General features: G+C 72.9%; 16 protein-coding genes and 1 pseudogene. 3 read left to right on the plus strand and 14 right to left on the minus strand.

What is annotated here, in order from left to right; all coding sequences use genetic code 11:
* Positions 1-72: 72 nt before the first annotated feature.
* A complete protein-coding gene (gene tmk, locus OG896_RS16905; RefSeq protein WP_329366328.1) occupies positions 73-3,381 on the minus strand; it encodes a dTMP kinase in 3,309 nt (1,102 codons plus the stop codon).
* 91 nt (positions 3,382-3,472) lie between these two features.
* Positions 3,473-6,310, minus strand: coding sequence for a type I DNA topoisomerase (topA, locus tag OG896_RS16910; protein WP_329366330.1), 2,838 nt, complete (start codon positions 6,308-6,310; stop codon positions 3,473-3,475).
* A gap of 603 nt (positions 6,311-6,913) precedes the next feature.
* On the opposite strand from topA, the gene OG896_RS16915 reads away from it, so the two are divergent.
* Positions 6,914-7,345, plus strand: a complete 432-nt coding sequence (locus OG896_RS16915; RefSeq protein ID WP_329366332.1) for a DUF2752 domain-containing protein — start codon at positions 6,914-6,916, stop codon at positions 7,343-7,345.
* A 10-nt stretch (positions 7,346-7,355) separates the two neighbouring features.
* Here OG896_RS16915 and OG896_RS16920 read toward each other — a convergent pair whose 3' ends face one another.
* From OG896_RS16920 to bldG, 5 genes are all read right to left on the minus strand, one after another.
* Positions 7,356-8,969, minus strand: a complete 1,614-nt coding sequence (locus tag OG896_RS16920; protein ID WP_329366334.1) for a DUF7059 domain-containing protein — start codon at positions 8,967-8,969, stop codon at positions 7,356-7,358.
* A gap of 192 nt (positions 8,970-9,161) precedes the next feature.
* A complete protein-coding gene (locus tag OG896_RS16925) occupies positions 9,162-9,746 on the minus strand; it encodes a small secreted protein (RefSeq protein ID WP_329366336.1) in 585 nt (194 codons plus the stop codon).
* 212 nt (positions 9,747-9,958) lie between these two features.
* Entirely contained in the window at positions 9,959-12,445 is a 2,487-nt protein-coding gene (locus OG896_RS16930; protein WP_329366338.1) for a sodium-translocating pyrophosphatase, read from the minus strand.
* A 268-nt stretch (positions 12,446-12,713) separates the two neighbouring features.
* Positions 12,714-13,133, minus strand: coding sequence for an ATP-binding protein (locus OG896_RS16935; protein ID WP_328467399.1), 420 nt, complete (start codon positions 13,131-13,133; stop codon positions 12,714-12,716).
* An 80-nt stretch (positions 13,134-13,213) separates the two neighbouring features.
* Positions 13,214-13,555, minus strand: a complete 342-nt coding sequence (bldG, locus tag OG896_RS16940; protein WP_031520166.1) for an anti-sigma factor antagonist BldG — start codon at positions 13,553-13,555, stop codon at positions 13,214-13,216.
* A gap of 191 nt (positions 13,556-13,746) precedes the next feature.
* On the opposite strand from bldG, the gene OG896_RS16945 reads away from it, so the two are divergent.
* Positions 13,747-16,287 (plus strand): DEAD/DEAH box helicase, encoded by a 2,541-nt coding sequence (locus tag OG896_RS16945; RefSeq protein ID WP_329366341.1) that lies wholly within the window; start codon positions 13,747-13,749, stop codon positions 16,285-16,287.
* Positions 16,288-16,349: 62 nt separating this feature from the next.
* On the opposite strand, the pseudogene OG896_RS16950 reads toward OG896_RS16945, so the two are convergent.
* The 7 genes and pseudogenes from OG896_RS16950 to ssd form a co-directional block, all read right to left on the minus strand.
* Positions 16,350-16,670: pseudogene (locus tag OG896_RS16950) on the minus strand (Rv3654c family TadE-like protein); the annotation flags it as partial.
* Positions 16,667-17,071 carry a TadE family type IV pilus minor pilin gene (locus OG896_RS16955; protein ID WP_329366343.1) on the minus strand — a complete coding sequence of 135 codons (405 nt, stop codon included), beginning with the start codon at positions 17,069-17,071 and terminating at the stop codon, positions 16,667-16,669. The pseudogene OG896_RS16950 and the gene OG896_RS16955, both read right to left, overlap by 4 nt.
* On the minus strand, positions 17,058-17,279 hold the full coding sequence (locus OG896_RS16960) for a DUF4244 domain-containing protein (protein WP_443057064.1): 222 nt from the start codon (positions 17,277-17,279) through the stop codon (positions 17,058-17,060). Before OG896_RS16960 ends, OG896_RS16955 begins: the two co-directional genes overlap by 14 nt.
* Positions 17,280-17,508: 229 nt before the next feature.
* A complete protein-coding gene (locus tag OG896_RS16965) occupies positions 17,509-18,309 on the minus strand; it encodes a type II secretion system F family protein (RefSeq protein ID WP_329366345.1) in 801 nt (266 codons plus the stop codon).
* Positions 18,306-19,280, minus strand: coding sequence for a type II secretion system F family protein (locus OG896_RS16970; RefSeq protein ID WP_443057254.1), 975 nt, complete (start codon positions 19,278-19,280; stop codon positions 18,306-18,308). Before OG896_RS16970 ends, OG896_RS16965 begins: the two co-directional genes overlap by 4 nt.
* A gap of 194 nt (positions 19,281-19,474) precedes the next feature.
* Positions 19,475-20,629 (minus strand): TadA family conjugal transfer-associated ATPase, encoded by a 1,155-nt coding sequence (locus tag OG896_RS16975; RefSeq protein WP_329366347.1) that lies wholly within the window; start codon positions 20,627-20,629, stop codon positions 19,475-19,477.
* Entirely contained in the window at positions 20,626-21,744 is a 1,119-nt protein-coding gene (ssd, locus tag OG896_RS16980; protein ID WP_329366349.1) for a septum site-determining protein Ssd, read from the minus strand. Before ssd ends, OG896_RS16975 begins: the two co-directional genes overlap by 4 nt.
* Positions 21,745-22,193: 449 nt before the next feature.
* On the opposite strand from ssd, the gene OG896_RS16985 reads away from it, so the two are divergent.
* Entirely contained in the window at positions 22,194-23,039 is an 846-nt protein-coding gene (locus tag OG896_RS16985) for an HAD family hydrolase (protein WP_329366351.1), read from the plus strand.
* Positions 23,040-23,248 lie beyond the last annotated feature (209 nt).

Consider the following 23,248-nt stretch of genomic DNA (forward strand, 5'->3'; position numbering starts at 1 on the left):
AGCGGTTCCGAGGGCAAGCGGTCCCGAAGATCCCCGGGGTCCCGGGGTCCCGGGGGTCAGCGGTCCCGGGGGTCAGCCGCGCGGGGGGTCTTCCCGGTCGTGGGGGCCGAGGAGCTCGTCCGCGAGGGTGGGAAGGTCGTCGAGAGGGGTCTCCTCCGCCCACTCGGGGCGGGGGCGGCGAGCGGCCTGGGCGGCGGGGATCTCATGGGTGCGCTCGTCGCCGGTGGGCTGGTCGGGGCGGAAGAGCCACGGCGGCACGCGGTCGGTGGGGTCGTCGGAACGCGCGGTGCCGGGCGTGGGGGGCGGCAGCTCGGTGGTCTCGTCATTGCTGCCCGAGGTCTCCGGCGCCGGCTCCGACTGCGACTGCGACTGCGGCCTGGGCGTAGGCGCGGGCTCAGGCTCAGGCGTGATCGGGGTCATGACCGTCGTCGTCTCCGAGGAGGACGACGCGGGCGGCGCGACGGCAGGCAGCACCGCGGTCCGATCGGAGTCCGAGACGTCGTCGGGCCCCGCGTGGGGCTCGTCCCGCAGCGCGGGCAGCACCGTGGTCTCGTCGGCGTCGGACGGAGCACCGGACGTCGAGTCGGGTCCCGCGTCGGACCCGGAGCCGGACCCGGACCGAGCCCCGGAGCCCGAGCCGGACCCGGAATCAGAGCTGGAGCCGGAATCAGAGTCCGTGCCGGACCCGGACCCGGACCCGGAGCCGGAGTCGGAGTCAGAGCCGGGGTCGGAATCCGCCGGGGGCGCGTCCGACACCGCGGGCAGCACCGCGGTCTCCTCCGAGTCGGACGCGGCAGCGGCAGCGGCTCGCGCCGCCTCCGCGCGCAACAGCGCCTCCTCGGCCTTGCGCTGCTTCTCCTGCCGCTTCTCGGCCGCTTCGGCGCGCAGCCGCGCCTGTTCCTCCGCGAGCCGCCGCAGCCGCTCCTGCTCGGCCGCACGCGCCGCCTCCTCGGCGGCGATCCGCGCGTCCTCCTCGGCCTGCCGCTGAGCGGCCTCCTCGGCGGCGAGCCGGGCAGCCTCGGCCTCCTGCGCGGCCTTGCGCTCGGCGATCTCGCGGCGCGCGGCCTCCTCCGCGGCGAGCCGGCGCTCCTCCTCCTCGCGGCGCAGCCGTTCGAGCTGCTCCTGGCGCTCGCGGGCCTGCCGCTCCTCCTCGGCCTTGCGGGCGGCCTCCTCCGCGGCGAGCCGGGCGGCTTCCTCGGCCGCCTTGCGCTCGGCCTCGGCGCGAGCCTCGATCTCCTGGGCGGAGAGCGGCAGCATGCGGTCGAGCCGGTGTCGTACGACGGTGGTGATCGCCTCGGGCTCCTGGGCCGCGTCGACCACCAGGTAGCGCGCGGGGTCGGCGGCGGCGAGCGTCAGGAATCCCGAGCGCACCCGCTGGTGGAACTCGGCCGGCTCGGACTCCAGCCGGTCCGGGGCCTCGGTGAAGCGCTCCCGGGCGGTCTCCGGCGGGACGTCGAGGAGCACCGTGAGGTGCGGGACGAGCCCGTCGGTGGCCCAGCGCGAGATCCGGGCGATCTCGGTGGGCGCGAGGTCGCGTCCGGCGCCCTGGTAGGCGACGGAGGAGTCGATGTAGCGGTCGGAGATGACGACGGCGCCGCGGTCGAGAGCGGGCTTCACCACGGTGTCGACGTGCTCCGCACGGTCCGCGGCATAGAGCAGGGCCTCGGCGCGGTGCGAGACCCCGGCGGAGGAGACGTCCAGGAGTATGGAGCGCAGCCGCTTGCCGACGGCCGTGGCGCCGGGCTCGCGGGTGACCACGACCTCGTGGCCCTTGGCCCTGATCCACTCGGCGAGCGCTTCGACCTGGGTGGACTTGCCGGCGCCGTCGCCGCCCTCGATCGCGATGAAGAAGCCGGTGGCGGCGGGTCCGGTGGCCGGTTCCGCACCGCGCAGCGCCTCGCGCAGGTCGCGGCGCAACGGCACCCCGGTACGGTCGTCGGTCTTGCCGAGGACCAGCGCGGCGACCGGCAGCAGCAGCGCGCCGACCAGGATCAGGGTGTACGCGGCACCGCTGTGGTCGAAGGTGAAGTGGCCGTTCTGGATGCGGTGCGGGCCGATCGCGGCGGCCACCAGCGGCCCGCCGATCGCGGCCACGGCGAGCACGGCGCGCACGACCGCGTGCAGGTGCTCGACGCTCCGCACCCGGCGGGACTCCTCGGCCTCCTGCTCGATCAGGGTGTGCCCGGCGTTCGCGGTGACGCCCGCGGCGGTGCCGGCCAGCAGCGACAGCAGCAGCACCGTGGCCTGGTCGGGGACGATGCCGGTCAGCAGCAGCGCGACGCCGGTGACGCCGGTGCCCACGGCCAGCAGGCGGCGGCGGGAGAGCGCGGGCAGGGTGTGCGGGGCGATCCGGATGCCGATCACGGTGCCGGCGGTCAGCGTCAGGACCAGCAGGCCGAAGCCGGTCGGCCCGAAGCCGAGGGCGAGCGCGTGCAGGACGGCGACCGAAACGGCGACGCCGATCGCCCCGGCCACCGCGGCGGTGGCGAGCACCAGCAGCGGCAGCGCGCCGGTCCGGCCCCGCTCGGCACCCGCCGGGCCCTTCGGCAGCCGCAGGCCCTGGAGCGGGGAGTGCGGCTTCGCGGCGCTGCCGGCGGGCAGCTCCAGCAGGTACAGCACGGCCATCGAGGACGAGAAGAGCCCGGCGGCCACGTACGACGACAGCGCGACCTGGTGCAGGTGGAACCAGTCGACGCCCACCGCGATGAGCGTGTTGACGAGCGTGACGACGACCAGGGAGGCGGCGGCCAGCGGCAGCGCGACGAAGCTCGTGCGCAGGTCGAGGCGGTGCAGCGTGGCGAGGTGGTCGGGCGCGGGCCGGACCGACGTGTCGCCCGCCGGGGGCAGCAGCCCCGGGGCGGCGCCGTCCTTCGCGACCGTCCACAGCCGCTCGGCGAGTCCGGCGACGAACGCGGTGGCCAGCAGCCACAGGTGCGCCGAGTGCGGGACCCACGTGACCCACAGCGGGGCGACGATGAACAGCGCGAGCCGTACGCCGTCCGCGCCGATCATCGTCCAGCGCCGGTCCAGCGGGCCGCTCTCCGCGGTGAGCCCGGTCAGCGGTCCGAGCAGCACCGCGCCGAAGAGGAGGGTGGCCACCAGGCGGGCGGCGAACACCGCGGCGACGGCGTACGCGACACCCCGGTAGCCGCCGCCGAAGGAGTGCGCGGTGACGGTCGCCTGCACGGTGAGCACGAGCAGCACCAGCAGGCCGAGGCGGTCGGCGACCGCACCGGTCAGTTGCGCGCTCCACAGCTTGCGCAGCGTGGGAATCTTCAGCAACGCGCCCACGGCACGCTCACGGGAGTCGGCCGAGAGGTCGGTCGCGAACGCCTCGGTGACGTCCGTCGCGGGCTGCGCTGGCTGCTCGGATCGCGTCATTCTGACAGCCTATCCGTCCCACCCGAACCAAACGTGTCCGCCCGAACAAACGGACAGTGCCGCTCACCACGTCAACGGGTCCGCGCCGTCCTCACTCCTTGGCGGAGCTCGCCTTCTTCGCCGCGGTCTTCTTCGTGGCCGCGGCCTTCTTGGCGGGCGCCTTCTTCGCCGCCGTGGCCGAACCGGTCTTCTTCGCGGCCGTCTTCTTGGCGGGAGCCTTCTTCGCCGGTGCCTTCTTGGCGGCCGTCTTCTTCTTCACCGGGCCCTTCGCCCGCTTCTCCGCGAGGAGTTCGTAGCCGCGCTCGGGGGTGATCGTCTCGACGTCGTCGTCGCGGCGCAGCGTCGCGTTGGTCTCGCCGTCGGTGACGTAGGGACCGAACCGGCCGTCCTTGACCACAACCGGGCGCTCGCTGACGGGGTCGGTGCCCAGTTCCTTCAGCGGGGGCTTGGCGGCGGCGCGGCCGCGCACCTTGGGCTGCGCGTAGATCGCCAGCGCCTGTTCGAGGGTGATGCTGAAGAGCTGGTCCTCGCTCTCCAGGGAGCGCGAGTCGGTGCCCTTCTTCAGGTAGGGGCCGTAGCGCCCGTTCTGCGCGGTGATCTCGACACCCTCGGCGTCGGTGCCGACCACCCGGGGCAGGGACATCAGCTTGAGGGCGTCGGCGAGCGTGACGGTGTCCAGGGTCATGGACTTGAAGAGGGAGGCGGTGCGCGGCTTCACCGCGTTCTTGCCGGTCTTCGGGGTGTCCTCGGGCAGCACCTCGGTGACGTACGGCCCGTAGCGGCCGTCCTTGGCGACGATCGGGCGGCCGGTCTCGGGGTCGTCGCCGAGCGCGAACTCGCCGCTGGGCTTGGCGAACAGCTCCTCGGCCAGCTCGATGGTCATCTCGTCCGGCGGCAGGTCCTCGGGGACGTCGGCGCGCTGGTGGTTGTCCTCGCCGCGCTCGCCCTTCTCGACGTACGGCCCGTAGCGGCCGACCCGCAGCATGATGCCCTCGCCGACCGGGAATGAGGAGATCTCGCGGGCGTCGATCGCGCCCAGGTCCTCCACGAGTTCCTTGAGGCCGCCGAGGTGATCGCCGTCGCCGCCGTTGGCGGAGGCGGCCGGGGCCGTGTCGCCGTCGCCCTCCGCGCCGAAGTAGAACCGGCGCAGCCACGGCACCGCCTGCGCCTCACCGCGGGCGATCCGGTCGAGGTCGTCCTCCATGGAGGCGGTGAAGTCGTAGTCCACCAGCCAGCCGAAGTGCTTCTCCAGCAGGTTGACCACGGCGAAGGAGAGGAAGGACGGGACGAGCGCGGTGCCCTTCTTGAAGACGTAGCCGCGGTCGAGGATGGTGCCGAGGATCGTGGCGTAGGTCGACGGGCGGCCGATCTCCTTCTCCTCCAGCTCCTTGACCAGGCTCGCCTCGGTGTAGCGGGCGGGCGGCTTGGTGGAGTGGCCGTCGGCGGTGATCTCGTCGGCAGTCAGCGGGTCGCCCTCGGTGACCTGCGGCAGCCGGCGCTCGCGGTCGTCGAGCTCCGCGTTGGGGTCGTCGGCGCCCTCGACGTAGGCCTTGAGGAAGCCGTGGAAGGTGATGATCTTGCCGGAGGCGGAGAACTCGGCGTCCCGGCCGTCGGAGGCGGCGCCGCCGACCTTGACGGTGACGGACTGGCCGACCGCGTCCTTCATCTGGGAGGCGACCGTGCGCATCCAGATCAGTTCGTAGAGCCGGAACTGGTCGCCGGTCAGGCCGGTCTCGGCGGGGGTGCGGAAGCGGTCGCCGGAGGGGCGGATCGCCTCGTGCGCCTCCTGGGCGTTCTTCACCTTGCCCGCGTAGACCCGCGGCTTGTCCGGCAGGTAGTCGGAGCCGTAGAGCTGGGCGACCTGCGCGCGGGCGGCGCCCACCGCGGTCTCCGACAGCGTGGTGGAGTCCGTACGCATGTAGGTGATGAAGCCGTTCTCGTACAGCTTCTGGGCGACCTGCATGGTGGCCTTCGCGCCGAAGCCGAGCTTGCGCGACGCCTCCTGCTGGAGGGTGGTGGTGCGGAACGGCGCGTACGGCGAGCGGCGGTACGGCTTGGACTCGACGCTGCGCACCGAGAACTGCGAGTCGGCGAGCGCGGCGGCCAGCGCCCGGGCGTTCTCCTCGTCGAGGTGCAGCACCGCGGCGCTCTGCTTGAGCGCGCCGGTGGAGGCGTCGAAGTCGCGGCCCTGGGCGACACGGCGGCCGTCGACCGCGACGAGCCTGGCGTTGAGCGTGGCGGGGTCGGAGGCGTCACCGGCCCGGCCGGTGTTGAAGACACCGGTCAGGTCCCAGTACGCGGAGGTGCGGAAGGCGATCCGCTCGCGCTCGCGCTCGACCACCAGGCGGGTCGCCACGGACTGGACCCGGCCCGCCGACAGCCGCGGCATGACCTTCTTCCACAGCACCGGGGAGACCTCGTAGCCGTAGAGCCGGTCGAGGATACGGCGGGTCTCTTGGGCGTCGACCAAGCGCTGGTTCAGCTCGCGCGGATTCCGCACGGCCTCCTGGATGGCGTCCTTGGTGATCTCGTGGAACACCATCCGGTGCACCGGCACCTTGGGCTTGAGGATTTCCTGCAAATGCCAGGCGATGGCCTCGCCCTCGCGGTCCTCGTCAGTGGCCAGGAATAGTTCGTCGGAGTCCTTGAGGAGATCCTTGAGCTTCTTGACCTGTGCCTTCTTGTCGGCGTTCACGACATAGATGGGCTGGAAATCGCTGTCCACATTGACGCCCAGCCGTGCCCACGGCTGGCCCTTGTACTCCGCCGGCACTTCGGCGGCCCCGTTGGGGAGGTCGCGGATGTGCCCGACGCTGGCCTCGACGACGTATCCAGGGCCGAGATAGCCCTTGATCGTCTTCGCCTTGGCAGGCGACTCGACGATGACGAGTCGGCGGCCGCCCTGTGCGGTCTCGCGGGTCGGGGACAACTTCGCTCTTCTCTCCGGTTCGAAGGGGTGTCGCTGCGGAGTGTGACCGTACCTCCTGGGCCCGTGTCAAACGGGAAAAGTCCGCAACGCCACTCGAACGGTAACCCGATGTACGTTCTATCCACACCGGCGGGGTCCTCCAGCAGGCTACGTCCACGGGCTTGATCCTGCCCGAAATCGCGCTTTCCGACCCCCGCGGCTCAATGCCGCTCCACTGCCGACTCTACGTCCGCTCCGGCGGACGGCCACACGGGCGGTACGGCGGAGGCGGGGCCCGCGGGCCGGGCGGGCCGGGCCCGCGGCGGCGGTCGGCGCGACGCGTCCGCGGCTTGTCCGCGGCCGGTTCACCGGCCGGTTCAACGGCCGGCCCACGGGCCGGTTCGCATCAATGTTCGTATCAACGGCGGTACGGGACGCGGCGCGCCGGGTGCTGCAAAAATGGCCGCGGGCAGGCGGACGACCGATCCGCACGACGACCGATCCGCACGACGGCGGGAACGCAGGGGCAGGGGGACACGTCATGTCCGACCGGAATCCGTCCGCCGGCGAGCCGTACGGAGACAACCCGTACGAGAGCCGGCCGGAGCGCGGGGACCTGTCCCCGTGAGCTACCCCACCACCGCGCCGCACCGCTCCGAGCCGCCCCGCTCCGGGCCGCGGCGCCCGCACCCGGCGGTCGTGCCGCTGGCCACCCTCGCCGTGGGGGTGGCCGCGTCCGCCTACCTCTACCGCACCGACCCGCACCAAAGCGGGCACTTCCTGCCGCGCTGCCCCTTCAACTGGCTCACCGGACTGCTCTGTCCCGCCTGCGGCGCCACCCGCCTCGCGTACGACCTCCTGCACGGCGACCCCGTGCGGGCCTTCCACGACAACGCCCTGGTCCTGGTGCTGTCCCCCGCGCTGGTCTGGATGTTCGGCCGCTGGGTGGTCGAGGGCCTGCGCGGCCGGCGCTGGCAGCCGATCCTCCGCCCCCGGTCCCAGTACGCCCTGCTGGTCGTGGCCGTGGTGTGGACGCTGTTCCGCAACCTGAACTGAGCCGCTCCGGCTACTCCGGGACCGGGGCGAGGAAGCCCTGCTCGACCAGGAGGCGGATCGACGCGGGGGTGCGGTCGCGCAGCACCACCGGGTCCTCGTTGAGGAGCTGGGCGATGGCGTCGATGATGCGGCCGGCCGGCAGCGAGCCGTCGCAGACCCCGGCGAACCCGGCTCCGACGGTGTCGACCTTCGTGGCCCGCCGCATGCCCCGCGCGGAGCGCAGCACCACGTGCTCGGGGTCCTCCGCGCCGGGCAGCCCGACCTGCTCCTGCACCACGTCGGGCGCGAGGGTGAAGCGGGCCGCGAGCAGCGCCGCGTCGTCGTGCCCGCGCAGGAAGTCCTGCCGGCCGAACCAGTCCGCGATGTACGGCCCGAGCGGCTGCTCCACCGGATGCGGCCACTCCTCCGCGGTGACCGAGGGCTGCTCGGCGCCTGACCTGCGCAGCGTGATCCAGCCGAAGCCGACGCCGTTGACCTTGCGCCGCTCGAAGTCGTCCAGCCAGGCGTCGTAGTGCCGCGCGTACGCGGTCGGGTCGGCGTGGTGGTCGCCGCCGTCGCGCAGCCACAACTCGGCGTACTGCGCCACGTCCTGCACCTCGCGCTGCACGATCCACGCGTCGCATCCGGCGGGCAGCCAGGACGTGACGCGTTCGCGCCAGTCCTGGCCCTCGGTGTGCTGCCAGTTGGCGAGGAGCTGGCAGTAGCCGCCCTCGGTGAGGTGGTCGGCGGACCGCTGGACCAGTTCGCGGCACAGGTCGTCCCCCGCCATGCCACCGTCGCGGTAGGTGAACCGCCCGGCCGGCGAGATCACGAACGGCGGGTTCGACACGATCAGGTCGTACCGCGCGTCCCCGACCGGCTCGAAGAGGCCGCCCTGCCGCAGTTCCGGCTCCGGCGCGCCGGACAGCGCGAGGGTGAGCCGGGCGAAGTGCAGGGCGCGCGGGTTGACGTCGGTGGCGGTCACCTGCGTGGCGTGCCGGGACGCGTGCAGCGCCTGCACGCCCGAGCCCGTACCGAGGTCGAGCGCGCTGCCGACCGGCTCGCGTACGGTCAGCCCGGCGAGCGTGGTGGACGCGCCGCCGACGCCCAGCACCAGGTCGGCCCGGTCCACGCCGGGCGCGCTGCCGACGCCGGCCGCGCCACCGACCGCGCAGCCGAGGTCGGAGACGATCCACCAGTCGGCGCCGGCGTCCCCGGCGTAGGGGCGTACGTCGACGGTGGCGCGGATGTCGTCGCCGTCGCGGAGCAGCCAGCCGGCGGCCTCATAACGGTCCAGGCCCGTGTTGCCGGTGCCCGTGGCATTGCTGCCCAGGGCTGCGCGGGCGCGGGTGAGCGGGACCGCCTGCTGGAGCAGGAAGAGCCGGACCAGGGTCTCCAGGGGGCTGCCGCCGCGGGTGGCGCGCAGCGCGGGGACGGTCTCGGCGCGGGACAAGGCCGTGTATGCGACGGCCCCGAGCAGTTCCAGGCAGCCGTCGGCGGTGAAGTCGGCGGCGAGCAGGTCGGCGCGGAGGGCGGGCGCGGCGCCGGGATCGGGCAGTGGTCGGCCGGAACCGCCCGGGTGGTGCGGGGAGTGCGGACCGCCGGTCGGCTGGGTCGGTTTGCTCGGATCGCTCACGCCGCTCATTGTCCCGGAATCCGGGGAGGGGTGCCGTACCGCGGTCCGGTGCGGTCCGGGTGGGCCGTCCGGTGCCCCACACCGTCCGGTGACCGCACGGTCCGGCGATGTCGCGGGCCGGCGACGACGGCGCCGGGCGCCGACGCCGTTCGATGCCGGCGCCGTCCGATGACGACGCCGTCCGGTGACGACGCCGTCCGGTTACGACGCCGTCGGGCTCGCGCTCGTCGAACCGCCGGAGACGCCCTGGCAGCCGGGCTGCTGGGCGAGGGCCTTGCCCATGTCGCCCTGGCGGAGGGTGTCGAGCGATTTCTGGCCGTTGGCGGCGGTCTGCTTGAGCGAGGTGGAGACGTCGCCGAGGCCGGCCGCGAACTTCGCCTGGTCGCTGGTGTCCAGGCCGTCGACCTGCTTCTTCAGCGCGGCGTACTGCGCGGACTGCTGGTTGAACACGTTCACCGCGTTCTGCTGGAACTTCGCGCCGTCGTCACCGGGCGCGGCACCCGCCTTGCCGAAGATCCCGGCCAGCGACTTGTACGCGTCGGAGATCGACTGGAAGGCGGCGGAGTCGGCGCTCTTCACGTCCTGCGGCTTGCCGCCGCTGTCCACCTTGCCGAACGACGTGTTCGCGGTGTTGATCTTGTTGAGCTGGACCTGGGCCTGGTCACAGACGCCCTTCGCCCAGTCGTCCTGCTTCTTGCCGGTGTCGTCCCCGCCGCACGCGGACACCGCGAGCAGTACGGCCGCGCCGCCGGACAGCGCGGCCAGGAACTTCTTCTTCACCTTCACCGGGTGATCCCTTCCGTGGCCTTACGGCCCCGGAACATACACGGCCGGGCGGTACCGCTCCCGCAGACCTGACCTCCGTTGACCCCTTTTATCTGATATTCAAGCCATTCGTCGCATGTGCTGAACCGCAGGTGGGCGGCGGATGCGCGGGCCTCGTACGGTTCTGCCCGCGCCTCCGCCGCCCACCTGGCGGTGTGACAATTCACACGGCGTCAGGCCGCCGCGGCGGCTCCGTCGTCGCTGCCGCTGTCACGGTCGCTTCCGATACCGCTTCCCCTTCCCGTTCCGCTGCCACCGTCACTACCGCTTCCGCTTCCGCTTCCGCCGCCGCTGCCACCGTCCGCGCTGTCGTCGCCGACCGCGATGCCGCGCCGCTTGGACACGTACACCGCGATCACGATGACCACGACGGCCGCGATCGCGACCGGCACCCGTACCGCGAGGTTGGCGTCCACGCCGTAGCTGAACTTCACCACGGCGGGCGCGATCAGCAGCGCCACCAGGTTCATCACCTTCAGCAGCGGGTTGATCGCCGGGCCCGCGGTGTCCTTGAACGGGTCGCCGACGGTGTCGCCGATCACCGTGGCGGCGTGGGCCGCGCTGCCCTTGCCGCCGTGGTGGCCGTCCTCCACCAGCTTCTTGGCGTTGTCCCACGCGCCGCCGGAGTTGGCGAGGAAGACGGCCATCAAGGTGCCCGCGCCGATCGCGCCCGCCAGGTAGGAGGCGAGCGAGCCGATGCCGAGCGAGAAGCCGACCGCGATCGGGGCGAGGACCGCGAGCAGGCCGGGGGTGGCCAGCTCGCGCAGCGCGTCCTTGGTGCAGATGTCCACCACCCGGCCGTACTCGGGCAGTTCGTCGCCGCTCATGATCCCGGGGTGCTCGCGGAACTGCCGGCGCACCTCGAAGACCACGGAACCGGCCGACCGGGACACCGCGTTGATCGCCAGACCGGAGAAGAGGAACACCACGGCCGCGCCGAGCAGCAGCCCGACCAGGTTGTTCGGCTGCGAGATGTCCAGACTCAGCCAGCGCGCGTCGGAGGCGGGCGGGTGCGCCTTGCCCACGGCGGTGTCGACCGCCTCCTTGAACGACCCGAACAGCGCGGTCGCGGCCAGTACCGCGGTGGCGATGGCGATGCCCTTGGTGATCGCCTTGGTGGTGTTGCCGACCGCGTCGAGGTCGGTGAGCACCTGGGCGCCCTCGCCGTGCACGTCACCGGACATCTCGGCGATGCCCTGCGCGTTGTCCGAGACCGGACCGAAGGTGTCCATGGCGACGATCACGCCGACCGTGGTCAGCAGCCCGGTGCCGGCCAGCGCCACCGCGAACAGCGCCAGCCACACCGAGGTGCCGCCGAGCAGGAACGCGCCGTAGACGGCGAGCGCGATCAGCACCGCCGAGTACACCGCGGACTCCAGACCGAGCGAGATGCCGGAGAGGATCACCGTGGCCGGGCCGGTCAGCGAGGTCTTGCCGACATCGCTGACCGGGCGCCGGGAGGTCTCGGTGAAGTACCCGGTGAGCTGCTGGATCAGCGCGGCCAGCACGATGCCGATGGCCACCGCGACCAGGGCGAGCACCCGCGGGTCGCCGCTGTGGCCGGTGATGTCGGAGCCGACTCCCTTGAGGTCGGCGTAGGAGGAGGGCAGGTAGGCGTAGCTGGCGATCGCCACACCGGCCAGCGAGATCACCGCGGAGACGAAGAAGCCGCGGGTGATGGCGGTCATGCCGCTGCGGTCGCCGCGGCGAGGGGAGACCGCGAAGATGCCGACCATGGCGGTGAGGACGCCGATCGCCGGGATGAGCAGCGGAAACGCCAGCCCGGAGTCGCCGAAGGCGACCTTCCCGAGGATGAGAGCGGCCACCAGGGTGACGGCGTAGGACTCGAACAGGTCCGCGGCCATGCCGGCGCAGTCCCCGACGTTGTCGCCCACGTTGTCCGCGATGGTGGCGGCGTTGCGCGGGTCGTCCTCGGGGATGCCCTGCTCGACCTTGCCGACCAGGTCCGCGCCGACGTCGGCGGCCTTGGTGAAGATGCCGCCGCCGACCCGCATGAACATCGCCAGCAGCGCCGCGCCGAAGCCGAAGCCCTCCAGCACCTTGGGCGCGTCGGCCTTGTAGATCAGCACCACCGCGCACGCGCCGAGCAGGCCGAGGCCCACGGTGCACATGCCGACCACGCCGCCGGTCCTGAACGCGATCCGCATCGCCCGGTGCGAGACGGAGGTCAGGTCCGCGGGCGGCTCACCCGGCGCGGGGGTCGCCGACCTGGCCGCGGCGGCGACCCGCACATTGCTGCGGACCGCGAGCCACATTCCGATATAGCCGGTGATCGCGGAGAACACCGCACCGACCAGGAAGAAGATCGACCTGCCGATTCGCTGCGACATATCGTCGGCGGGCAGCAGCATGAGCAGGAAGAACGCCACCACCGCGAAGATCCCCAACGTGCGGAACTGCCGTGCGAGATAGGCGTTTGCGCCTTCCTGCACGGCAGCGGCGATCTTTTTCATGGCGTCGGACCCCTCGTCCGACCTGAGCACTTGGCGCACCAGCACCCAGGCGAGCGCGAGGGCGGCAAGCGCGACGACCGCGATGATCCAGACCAGGGTACGGTTCCCGCTGGTCAGCACCGGCGCTGCGGCCAGTGCGTGAGGAGAGTTGAGCGACCCCGGGTAAGGGGTGAGTGGCCCCGCCATTCGTCCTCCTTGACGTTTGGCGCATGGGCGTGCGGCTCCTACGGCTGATCAAGCCGCGACGCTCAGGCGAGCTGAGCAAGATGGACGGATTGTAGGGAGCCGCAGAAGATCAAAAAAGGGTGCTCGCAGGGAATTCCCACGGTAAAGGAGGCAGCATCATTCCGCGCGGCGCGAAAAAGACCGATCGGGGACTCGTCTTCGATCTACGAGAGCCGTGTTTTCGATCTACGGGAGAGGGCGCGGCCGCTGATCCATATGGGGGACAGCGCTAGACGGAGACCGTCGGCCAGGTCATCCGGATCACTCCGCCGCGCTCGCCGTCGATCACCTCGACGTCGTCGACCAGGCCGCTGATGACGGCCAGGCCCATCTCGCCCTCGTCCTCGGCGGCGTCGTCGGTGGGCGGGCCGTCGGTGTGGCCGCCACCGGTCGCGTTGCCGGGAACCTCGTCGACGACCTCGATGGAGAACTTCTTCTCGTCCTCGTTGAGCAGCACCCGCACCGGCTCTTCGACGCCGTTGTTGCGGTGCAGGCCGACGGCGCGGCTGCACGCCTCGCCGACCGCCAGCCGGACCTCGTCCAGGGACGCCTCGTCCACCCCCGCTCGGCGCGCCACCTGAGCAGCCACGAGCCGTGCGGTACGCACATGCTCGGGCTGGGCGCTGAAGAGCAGTTCTACGGTGGGCATGGGGCTCCCCCTCCGGTCCTGTGGTTGGGCATCACAGGGGCCCGGACGGCGATCCGCCCGGTGCCCCTCTCGGACGAACGTCAGTCGGTCGCCGCGACAGCCTCGTCGACCGAGGTGTGAATGGGGAACACCTTGGTCAGACCGGTGATTCGGAAAATCTTCAGAATCCGCTCCTGGTTGCACACCAGACGCAACGATCCTTCGTGCGCACGTACCCGCTTGAGCCCACCGACGAGCACACCCAGGCCGGTCGAGTCGAGGAAGTCGACTCCCTCCATGTCCACGACGAGGTGGTAACTCCCGTCGTTCACGAGCTCCACGAGCTGCTCACGCAGCTTGGGCGCGGTGTACACATCAATCTCGCCGCCGACCTCGACGATCGTGCGATCGCCGACGGTTCGGGTCGACAGGGACAGGTCCACTGATCCTCCAGCACCTTGCATCGACGCGGCGCCCCCCTGGGGCCTCCACCGAAACGTTAACGGTAGTGGCGACTCCTCCACCGACAGGTGGGGGAAGGAGTTGGGCCGCGATGGCATTCAATCACTTCGCGGTGGGCCCGCACGACGCCTTACTGCGATTGTCCGTCATGCCGGTGACACACTGAGTGCCGATGGCCCAGGATCAACTTCCGCAGTCGGCGCACGGCCGCCCGTCCCCACGGACCGCTTTGGAGCGGCTCTCCGCGGGGGCTGACCGCGCCGTACGCATCACCCATACGGAGCACCTGCCCCCGCGGGTCGGCCGTCATGCATCTTGGCCGGAGGGCATCCGTCCGGAGGTCGTCGACGCGATCCGCGCGGCCGGGATCGACCGTCCGTGGGAGCACCAGGCACTCGCCGCCGGGCACGCGCTGCGCGGCGAGTCGGTGGTCGTGGCGACCGGCACCGCCTCCGGCAAGTCGCTGGCGTATCTGGCGCCGGTGCTCAGCGCGCTGCTGCCGGAGCAGCGGGGGGCCGACGACACGGGGGCGCCAGGGGCTCCGGACGGGCCGGCCGGGGCCCCCGGCGCGCAGGTGCCCGGGGCGGACGGCGGACGGCCCGGACAGGCCGTGAGGGCCGGACAGGCCGTGAGGGCCGGACGTGGCGGTACGGCCGCGGCGCGGCGGGCCGGGGCGGGCGCGGCGGGGGCGCGCGGGCCCACCGCGCTCTACCTCGCGCCCACCAAGGCGCTCGCCGCCGACCAGCGCCGCGCGGTCAGTGCGCTCGCGGCCCCACTGGGCACCGCGGTCCGCCCCGCCGTCTACGACGGCGACACCCCGTTCGAGGAACGCGAATGGGTCCGCCGGCACGGCACCTACGTGCTGACCAACCCCGACATGCTGCACCGCGGCATCCTGCCCGGGCACGCCCGCTGGTCCTCCTTCCTGCGCGGACTGCGCTACGTCGTCATCGACGAGTGCCACACCTACCGGGGCGTCTTCGGCTCCCATGTCGCCCAGGTGCTGCGCCGCCTGCGGCGGATCTGCGCCCGCTACGGCGCCGAGCCGGTCTTCCTGCTCGCCTCCGCCACCGCGGCCGACCCGGCCCAGGCCGCCACCCGCCTGACCGGCGTGCCCGTCGTCGAGGTCACCGAGGACACCTCGCCGCGCGGCGAACTCGCCTTCGCGCTGTGGGAGCCGCCGCTGACCGAACTGTCGGGCGAGCACGGCGCCCCGGTCCGCCGCACCGCCACCGCCGAGTGCGCCGAACTCCTGACCGACCTCGTCCTCCAAGGCGTACGGACCGTCGCCTTCGTCCGCTCCCGGCGCAGCGCGGAACTCGTCGCCCTCATCGCCCAGGAGCGGCTCGCCGAGATCGACGCCTCCCTCCCGCAGCGCGTCGCCGCCTACCGCGGCGGCTACCTGCCCGAGGAGCGCCGCGCCCTGGAGCGCGACCTGCACTCCGGACGGCTGCTCGGCCTGGCATCCACCTCCGCCCTCGAACTCGGCGTGGACGTCTCCGGCCTCGACGCCGTCCTGCTGGCCGGCTACCCGGGCACCCGCGCCTCGCTGTGGCAGCAGGCCGGGCGGGCCGGGCGCACCGCCCAGGGCGCGCTCGCGGTCATGGTCGGCCGCGACGACCCGCTGGACACGTATCTCGTCCACCACCCCGAGGCGATCTTCGAACGGCCCGTCGAATCCACCGTCCTCGACCCGGACAACCCGTACGTCCTCGCGCCCCACCTGTGTGCGGCCGCCGCCGAACTGCCGCTGACCGACGACGACCTGGCGCTGTTCGGACCCGAAGCCGCCGATCTGGTACCGCAGTTGGAGAAGCGCGGGCTGCTGCGCCGCCGGGCCAACGGCTGGTACTGGACCCGGCGGGAGCGGGCCGCGGACCTCACCGACATCCGCGGGGAGGGCGGCGCCCCGATCCAGGTCGTCGAGGCGGGCACCGGGCGTTTGCTGGGCACCGTGGACGCGTCGTCGGCCCACACCACCGTCCACGAGGGCGCCGTCCACCTCCACCAGGGCCGCACCTACCTCGTGCGGCACCTGGACCTCGACGACTCCGTCGCCCTGGTCGAGCGCGCCGACCCGCCCTTCTCCACCATGGCCCGCGACACCACCGACGTCCGCGTGCTGTCGACCGACGTCGAGGAGCCCTGGGGCGATGCCCGCATCCACTTCGGCTCCGTCGAGGTCACCCACCAGGTGGTCTCCTACCTGCGCCGCCGGCTGCTGACCGGCGAGATCCTCGGCGAGTCCAAACTCGACCTCCCTCCTCGTACCCTGCGCACCCGCGCCGTCTGGTGGACCGTCACCGATGCCCAACTCGACGCCGCCGGCATCCATCCCGAGGAACTGCCCGGCGCTCTGCACGCCGCCGAGCACGCCTCCATCGGCCTCCTCCCGCTCTTCGCCACCTGCGACCGCTGGGACATCGGCGGCGTGTCCATACCGCTGCACGCCGACACGGGCCTGCCCACCGTCTTCGTCTACGACGGCCACCCGGGCGGTGCGGGCTTCGCCGAACGCGCCTTCCGCACCGCCCGCGGCTGGCTCGCCGCCACACGCGAGGCCATCTCCTCCTGCGAGTGCGACCACGGCTGCCCCTCCTGCGTGCAGTCGCCCAAGTGCGGCAACGGCAACGACCCGCTCGACAAAGCCGCCGCCGTCCGTCTCCTGGACTGCCTGCTCGCTTCCGGCCAGGACCCGCGACCGCAGCCGTAGCCCGCAGCCCAGCCCGCAGCCCAGCCCGCCGGTCGAGCCGGGCCGTCCTCCGGGGCCCGCACCGACCCCGACGCCGGCCCCGCCCGCGACCTCACCCGCGCTCCCCCGACCTCGGCGACGACCTCGGACACCTCCCCCGCCACTGCACACCCGCGCAGCACCGCTCCCTGGGCGGCCGCCACCCGCTCGGCCAGCCCGCACGCCACCGCCTCACCGTCGAGCGCATGGTCCGCCGCGGCCAGAGCGGCCAGGTCCGCGGCCCCGCCCGCCCGATGCCTGGCGACCACCGCCCGCCCCATCAGCGCCACACCCGCGAAGATCGCCATCAACACCGCCATCAGCCCCAGCGACCACACCGTTGCCGACCCCCGGTCCCGTCTCACGGCCCACCACCCCCCACCGTCTCCTCGTCCAACGCGGCCGCCTCCGCCGTCAACGTGACCGGGAACCGCGGCCGACCCACCGTCACCCGCACCCGCACCAACCCCCCGCCCCGGCGCACCCTCACCTCCGCTCCCTTCGGCGCTGCCGCGCGGCTCACCCGCACCACATCCCCCCCGCCTTCCCCCCGCGCAGCAGCGCGCGCCCCGGCCCTGGCGGCATCCACGCAGCGGATCTGTGCGGCCGCCGCCATCAGCCCCCACACCAGCAGCCCGGCCAGCGCCACCAGCGTCGGGATCACCACGGCCGCCTCCGCCGTGACGTAGCCCCGGTCCCCGCGGCGGCGCACCGGTCCGGCCCGCTCGGGCCGAACGGCCCTCCTCAACGGCTCAGAACGGCGCATGGAGTGCCTTCTCGATCACCGAGGTCATCGCCGTCCGCACCGGCCCGCTCGTCACGATCTTGTAGAGCACCGCCGCGAACCCGCAGGCCGCGATCGTGCCCACCGCGTACTCCGCGGTGCTCATCCCCGCGTCGGCCGCGGACCGGCACCGCCGGACCCGTCCGGCCCACCAGCACGCCACCCGCTCCGCCTTCTTCCGCATCGCCATTTCCGTTCTCCTCCTGGTTTCCTGTGTTTTCTGCCGCCCCCGCATCCGATGCCGCTGCCCGCGTCACCAGTGCCGCTGTCGTCCGTCGACTCGCCGGTCCGGCCGCGTCACGTGCTCGCGTGTGCGGCGGCTCGCGGCCTCGGGCCGTGCCGGGCTCCCGCGTTTCCCTGCTGTTCCCATCGGCGCGGCCGGCCGGGCGGGGCACGGCAGGCCGTCGATCGCCACCTCCTCATCCGCTCATCGGGCCGCCGAGCACCGCCCCGGCCAGCCCCATCACCACCGGGGCGACACCCACCAGCAGGAAGGCCGGGAGGAAGCACACGCCCAGCGGCGCGGTCGCCAGCACCGCCGCCTTGCGGGCCCGGGCGAGCGCCGAACGCCCCTGCTCGGCGCGGTAGTCCGCGGCCAGCCGCGCCATTTCGGCCACCGGTGCGCTGCCCGTCGTCGACGCCCTCGCCAGGCAACGGCCCATCGCCCTCGCCGCGGGCAGCCGCCCGAACCTGCCCCAGCACTCCGACGGCTCCCCGCCGAGCCGCAACTCCGCCTCCGCCCGCAGCAGCGCGGCCCCCAACGGCCCGTCCAGGCACCGCCCCACCGCCCCCGCCGCCTCCCCGGGCGTGGCGCCCGCCGCCAGGCAGGCCGCCATCAGGTCGGCGCACAGCGGCAGTTCGGCCGGATCAGGTTCCGCGCCGGCCGCCCGCTCGACGGCGGGAGGCCGACGCCGGGCAAGCGCCACCCTCGTTCCGGCCCCGATCACGATCCCGGCCAGAACGCCCGCGACGCCGCCCACAAGCACCACCGCCCCCAGCGCCGGTGCGACCACCGGCAGCCAGGTCCGCCCGGCACGGCGCGCCCTTGCCCGCCACGCCCGGCGCGCCCTCGCCGGCCGCGCTCCCTGCAGCACGCGGCGCAGCCTGCGCACACCGCCATGCCTGCGCTCCCTCGTCGCCATCGCTCCCGCCGCCCCGGCGCACACTGCCGCCACGACGGCCGCCGCCGTCCCCAGGCTGTGGACAGACCCGCCGCTCATGGCCGGCCCCCTTCCGCAGCCGACCCCCGCGCCGCCCGGGCGGACCGCGTTCCCGCCCCGCCCGGCTCAGGGCCGCGCGGATCACTCTCCGCGCCACGGGGCGGGCCGCCCTCGGCCGCCCGGATGATGTGCGCCGTCCAGGCCAGACCGGCCCACTCCAGGAACGCGCCCGCGACCAGGCAGGCCAGCCCGGCGGGTGTGTGCAGCAGCACCCCCGCCGGGTCTGCGCCCATCGCCGTGCCCAGCACCAGCCCGAAGACGGGGAGCAGCGCCAACAGCACCGCCGTGGAGCGCGGGCCCGCCAACTGGGCACGCAGGTCCTCGCGTTGGTCCGCCTCGGCGCGCAGCGCGGCGGCGACCCGGTCCAGCGCCGCGGCCAGCCCCGCACCGCCGTCCACCGCGACCTGCCAGCACGCGGCCACCGCAGCGAGCCCCTGTGCGCCCGGCCCGACGCGCGCCGCCGTGCGCAGCGCTCGTGGCACGTCCCCGCCGAACCGGGCGGCGGACAGCAGCAGGCCCGAGATCCGGCCCAGTTCGGGCGAGCCGGGCCATCCAGCCGACTGCACCGCGTCCGCGAGCGCTGCGTGCGGTGGCCGTCCTGCCCGCAGATCACCCGCCAGGGTGCCGCACAGCGCGCTCACGGCAGCCGCGGTCCGTTCGGCCGCCGCCCGCTCGGCGCGGCCTCGCAAAGCGCCCCGCACCAACGGCATCGCGACCATTCCCGCGACCATCGGCACCACCGACCAGGTGATCGCCGCGAGCACCGCGCCGGCGGGCAGACACAGCCACTCGGGGCCGCTACCGCTCTGCCGCGCCCCGACGGTCCCCGCCGCTCGGCGCCCGGCATCGCTGCCCGGATCTCCACGCCCGCCCGGACGCCTGTCACGCCACCCGCCAAGGAACACCCGGCCCGACCGCCGACGCCTGCCCGGACCTCGGCCGCCGATCCGCACCCGGCTGCCGGCGACCACGCGGCTCCACCACACCCGCTCTCGCCCAACAACGCCTGGAGCGGGCGCAGGACGGGCTTGTGGGCCCTTCAGAAGGCCGCACGCCCGGCGCTTGCGTCCGTGCCGCTGCAGGGCCGTCCAGGCGGGCAGGCAGGCCACCAGCAGCGCGGCCCACAGCGCGACGGCGGGGGTCACCGCCGGAGAGGTCGCCGCGCTCATGACGCACCCACCGAGCACAGATCCGTCAGGCGCCGCCAGCCCGGGCCGCGTTCGGCACCACCTCCGGTGTGCCGGACCAGCGCGGGAACGGTGCCGACCAGGCCGTCCGGGCGTCGGCTCAGGACATGGATCTCGGCCACCCTGCGGCGGCCCTCACCGTCCCGCACCAGGTGGACGACGGCCGACAGCGCGGCGGCCAACTGGCTGTGCAGCGCGGCCCGATCCAGGCCGGCGGTCGAACCGAGCGCCTCCAAACGTGCGGGCACATCCGCCGCGGCGTTCGCGTGAACGGTGCCGCAGCCGCCCTCGTGGCCGGTGTTGAGGGCACCCAGGAGGTCGAGCACCTCGGCGCCGCGGACCTCGCCGACCACGAGCCGGTCGGGCCGCATCCTCAGTGCCTGCCGCACCAGGTCCCGCAGCGTGACCTGCCCGGCGCCCTCCTGGTTGGCGGGCCGGGTCTCCAACCGGACGACATGCGGGTGGTCCGGGCGCAGTTCGGCCGAGTCCTCGGCGAGGACGATCCGGGCCGCCGGGTCGACCAGGCCGAGCAGGCAGCTGAGCAGGGTGGTCTTCCCCGAGCCCGTGCCGCCGCTGATCATGAACGACAGCCGCGCGTCGAGCATCGCGCGCAGCAGCGCGGCGGTCTCCTCGTCGAGCGTGCCGGCCGCGACGAGTTCGGTGAGGGTGAAGGCGCGGGCTCTCACGACACGCAGGGACAGGCAGGGCGAGCCGACCACGACGGGCGGCAGCACCGCGTGCAGCCTTGTGCCGTCCGGCAGTCGGGCGTCGGCCCAGGGCCTCGCGTCATCGAGGCGGCGGCCGGCGGTCGTGGCCAGCCGCTGCGCGAGGCGCCGAACCGCGGCTGTGTCGGAGAACCGGATCGGGCTGCGTTCGAGACCGCGGCCCCGGTCGATCCAGACCTGGTCGGGTGCGTTGACGAGGATGTCGGTGACGTCGGGGTCGGCCAGCAAGGGCTCCAGCGGGCCCGCGCCGACCAGTTCGGAACGCAACGCGGCGACCACGTCGAGCACTTCGGAGTCCCCGATCAGGCGTCCTTGGGCGCGCAGCGCGGCCGCGACACGGGCCGGGGTGGGTTCGCCGCCGTGTTCGGCGAGGTGCAGCCGGACCGCGTCCAGCAGTGCGGCGCTCATGCCGCCACGCACCCGGTCGCCGCGAGCGCCTGCCCGAGGAAGGCGCCACTGAAGCGTGCGAGGGGGCCGCGGGTGGCGGAACCCGGTGGTGCGCCGCCGGACATCGGGTCGGCCAGCGCGGGTTCCGGCGCCAGTTCCCCGGCGAGCGGCAGGCCGACCAGCCGGGCGATCTCGGCGCCGTCCAGGCCGGAACCGAACGGCCCGCGGGCGACCACCCGCAGGTCGTCGATTTCCTGGGCGAAGGCCGCGGCCACCCTGCATCCCGCGGCCACCGCGCGGAGTTCGGCGGGAACCACCAGCAGTCCCACGTCCACTTGGCCGAGCGTCTCGGCGACGGTTTCATCCACCTTGCGCGGCAGGTCGACGACGACCACCCCGCCCCGCCGTCTGGCGGCGCCCAGCACCGACCGCATCGCCTGGGGCGGAATGAGCACGGGCTGTCCGCGGTCCCAGCTCAGCACGCTGAGCGAGCCGAGCCGGGGCAGCGATTCCTCCAGCACTCCGCTGTTGACCCGGCCGCGGGAGTCGGCGAGGTCGGGCCAGCGCAGCCCTCCCGTGCGCTCCGCGCCGAGCAGGATGTCCAGGCCGCCGCCGAGCGGGTCTCCGTCGACGAGCATGGCGCGCAGGCCGGTGCGGGCGGCGGTGACCGCGAGGCCGCAGGCCAGGGTGCTGGCACCGGCGCCACCGCGCCCGCCGACCACGCCGATGGTCAGGGCCGGGCCGCCGCTGCCCTCGGCGACATCTGCGAGGCGGTCCACCAGCCATGTCTCGGCGGCCGGCAGGAACAGGACATGGTCGGCCCCGACCGCGACGGCCCGGCGCCACGCTTCGGAGTCGGCCGAGTCGGTGCCGCCGCGTCCGACCAGCAGAACGCCCTTGCGCCGCCCGCAGCCGCGGGCCCTTCCGGATGCTTCCACTCCGACCAGGACAAGTGGTGCGTTGTCCCAACTCACCGCGCGCGGGGGCGCGGTGAAGACGACTTCCGGTTCCGTGCCGGCCGCGGCGCACAGTCTGAGCAGATCGTCGAGGAGGCTTTCGTCCTCGGTCACAATGAGCGGTCCGCGGGCCGCTTCGGTAGCGCCGCTCGGTCGATCGGATGCGTTGGTCCGGGCCATTTCCCTGTCCCCTGTCGCTAGTCGTGCGAGCACGGCGTGCTTCGCCTGCGATCAGCTTGGGACAGGAAGTGGAATTGAGATGATCTTGGTCGGAATCTGTGGATAACTCGGCGATTGTGGATAACTTCGCCACCCGGACGGGTGAGTTCCACGAGATCCGCGAACGATTACCGAACGTCACGTGTCGTACACATAGAAACGCACACATGCGCGAAGGAGTGGGAGCAACATGAACATGCTGACTGGTGCCACAGCCCCGGGGTCTACCGCCCAAATGCATCCGGACATGCGACGACCCCCGCCGGGGGGGAGAGCGGGGGTCGTCCCCACGGTCCGACTCGGGGGGGGGAGGAGCCAGACCGGGTTAGCACGGTCGCGAACGATCCGTGACTTCCATGGTGTACCCGAAGGCACTCTCAGGCAAACCCACGCGCCGGACCTTAGGCCGAATGGTGGTTGCCTATGCTCGTCTCGTGGAAAACCACCTGCACCCGCGCACTGCGGCGTTCTTCGATCTCGACAAGACCGTGATCGCCAAGTCCAGCACGCTCGCCTTCGGACGGTCCTTCTACCACGGCGGGCTCATCAACAGGCGAGCGGTATTGCGTACCGCATATGCCCAGTTCGTGTACCTCGTCGGCGGCGCAGATCACGACCAGATGGAAGGTATGCGCAAATACCTCTCCGATCTGTGCCGCGGCTGGAATGTGCAGCAGGTCCGGGAGATCGTCGCCGAGACCCTGCACGACCTGATCGACCCGATCATCTACGACGAGGCCGCCTCACTGATCGAGGAGCACCACGCGGCAGGCCGCGATGTGGTGATCGTCAGCGCCTCGGGGTCCGAAGTCGTCGAGCCGATCGGGGAGATGCTGGGCGCCGACCACGTCGTGGCCACCCGGATGGTGGTAGCCGACGGCGCCTACAACGGGGAGATCGAGCACTACGTCTACGGTCCGGCGAAAGCCGAAGCCATCACCCGGCTGGCGGAGTCCGAAGGCTACGACTTGCAACGGTCCTTCGCCTACAGCGATTCGGCTACGGACATCCCCATGCTGGAATCGGTCGGCCACCCGTACGCGGTCAACCCCGACCGGGCGCTGCGCAAGGAGGCTTCCGCACGGGACTGGCCGATCCTCACCTTCAGCCGCCCGGTGCGCCTGAAGCAGCGCATCCAGTCGCTCTCGATGCCACCTCGCCCGGTTCTGGCCGCGGCCGCGATCGGCGCCGCCGCCGCCACCGCCGGGCTGGTGTGGCTCGCGGCGCGCCGGCGCCGTCCACTGGCGGCGTCCTGACCGCACCGATGAGGCCACTGGGGCCACAGCGACCCGAGGTGGCAGAAAGTCAAGCGAAATGTCCCGATTGGCGGCAAAAGTAAAAAGTGTAGCCAGGGGTTCCACTACCTGCCGGTCGGGAGTACAAAAGAGTTAGCGGCCCGCGAGACCACGGACTTCCGAGAGGAAGACCGCAGTTCAGCAGTTGGCCCCACGGACCGAGCACGAAA

Source organism: Streptomyces sp. NBC_00669 (assembly GCF_036226785.1).
Taxonomy (GTDB): Bacteria; Actinomycetota; Actinomycetes; order Streptomycetales; family Streptomycetaceae; genus Actinacidiphila.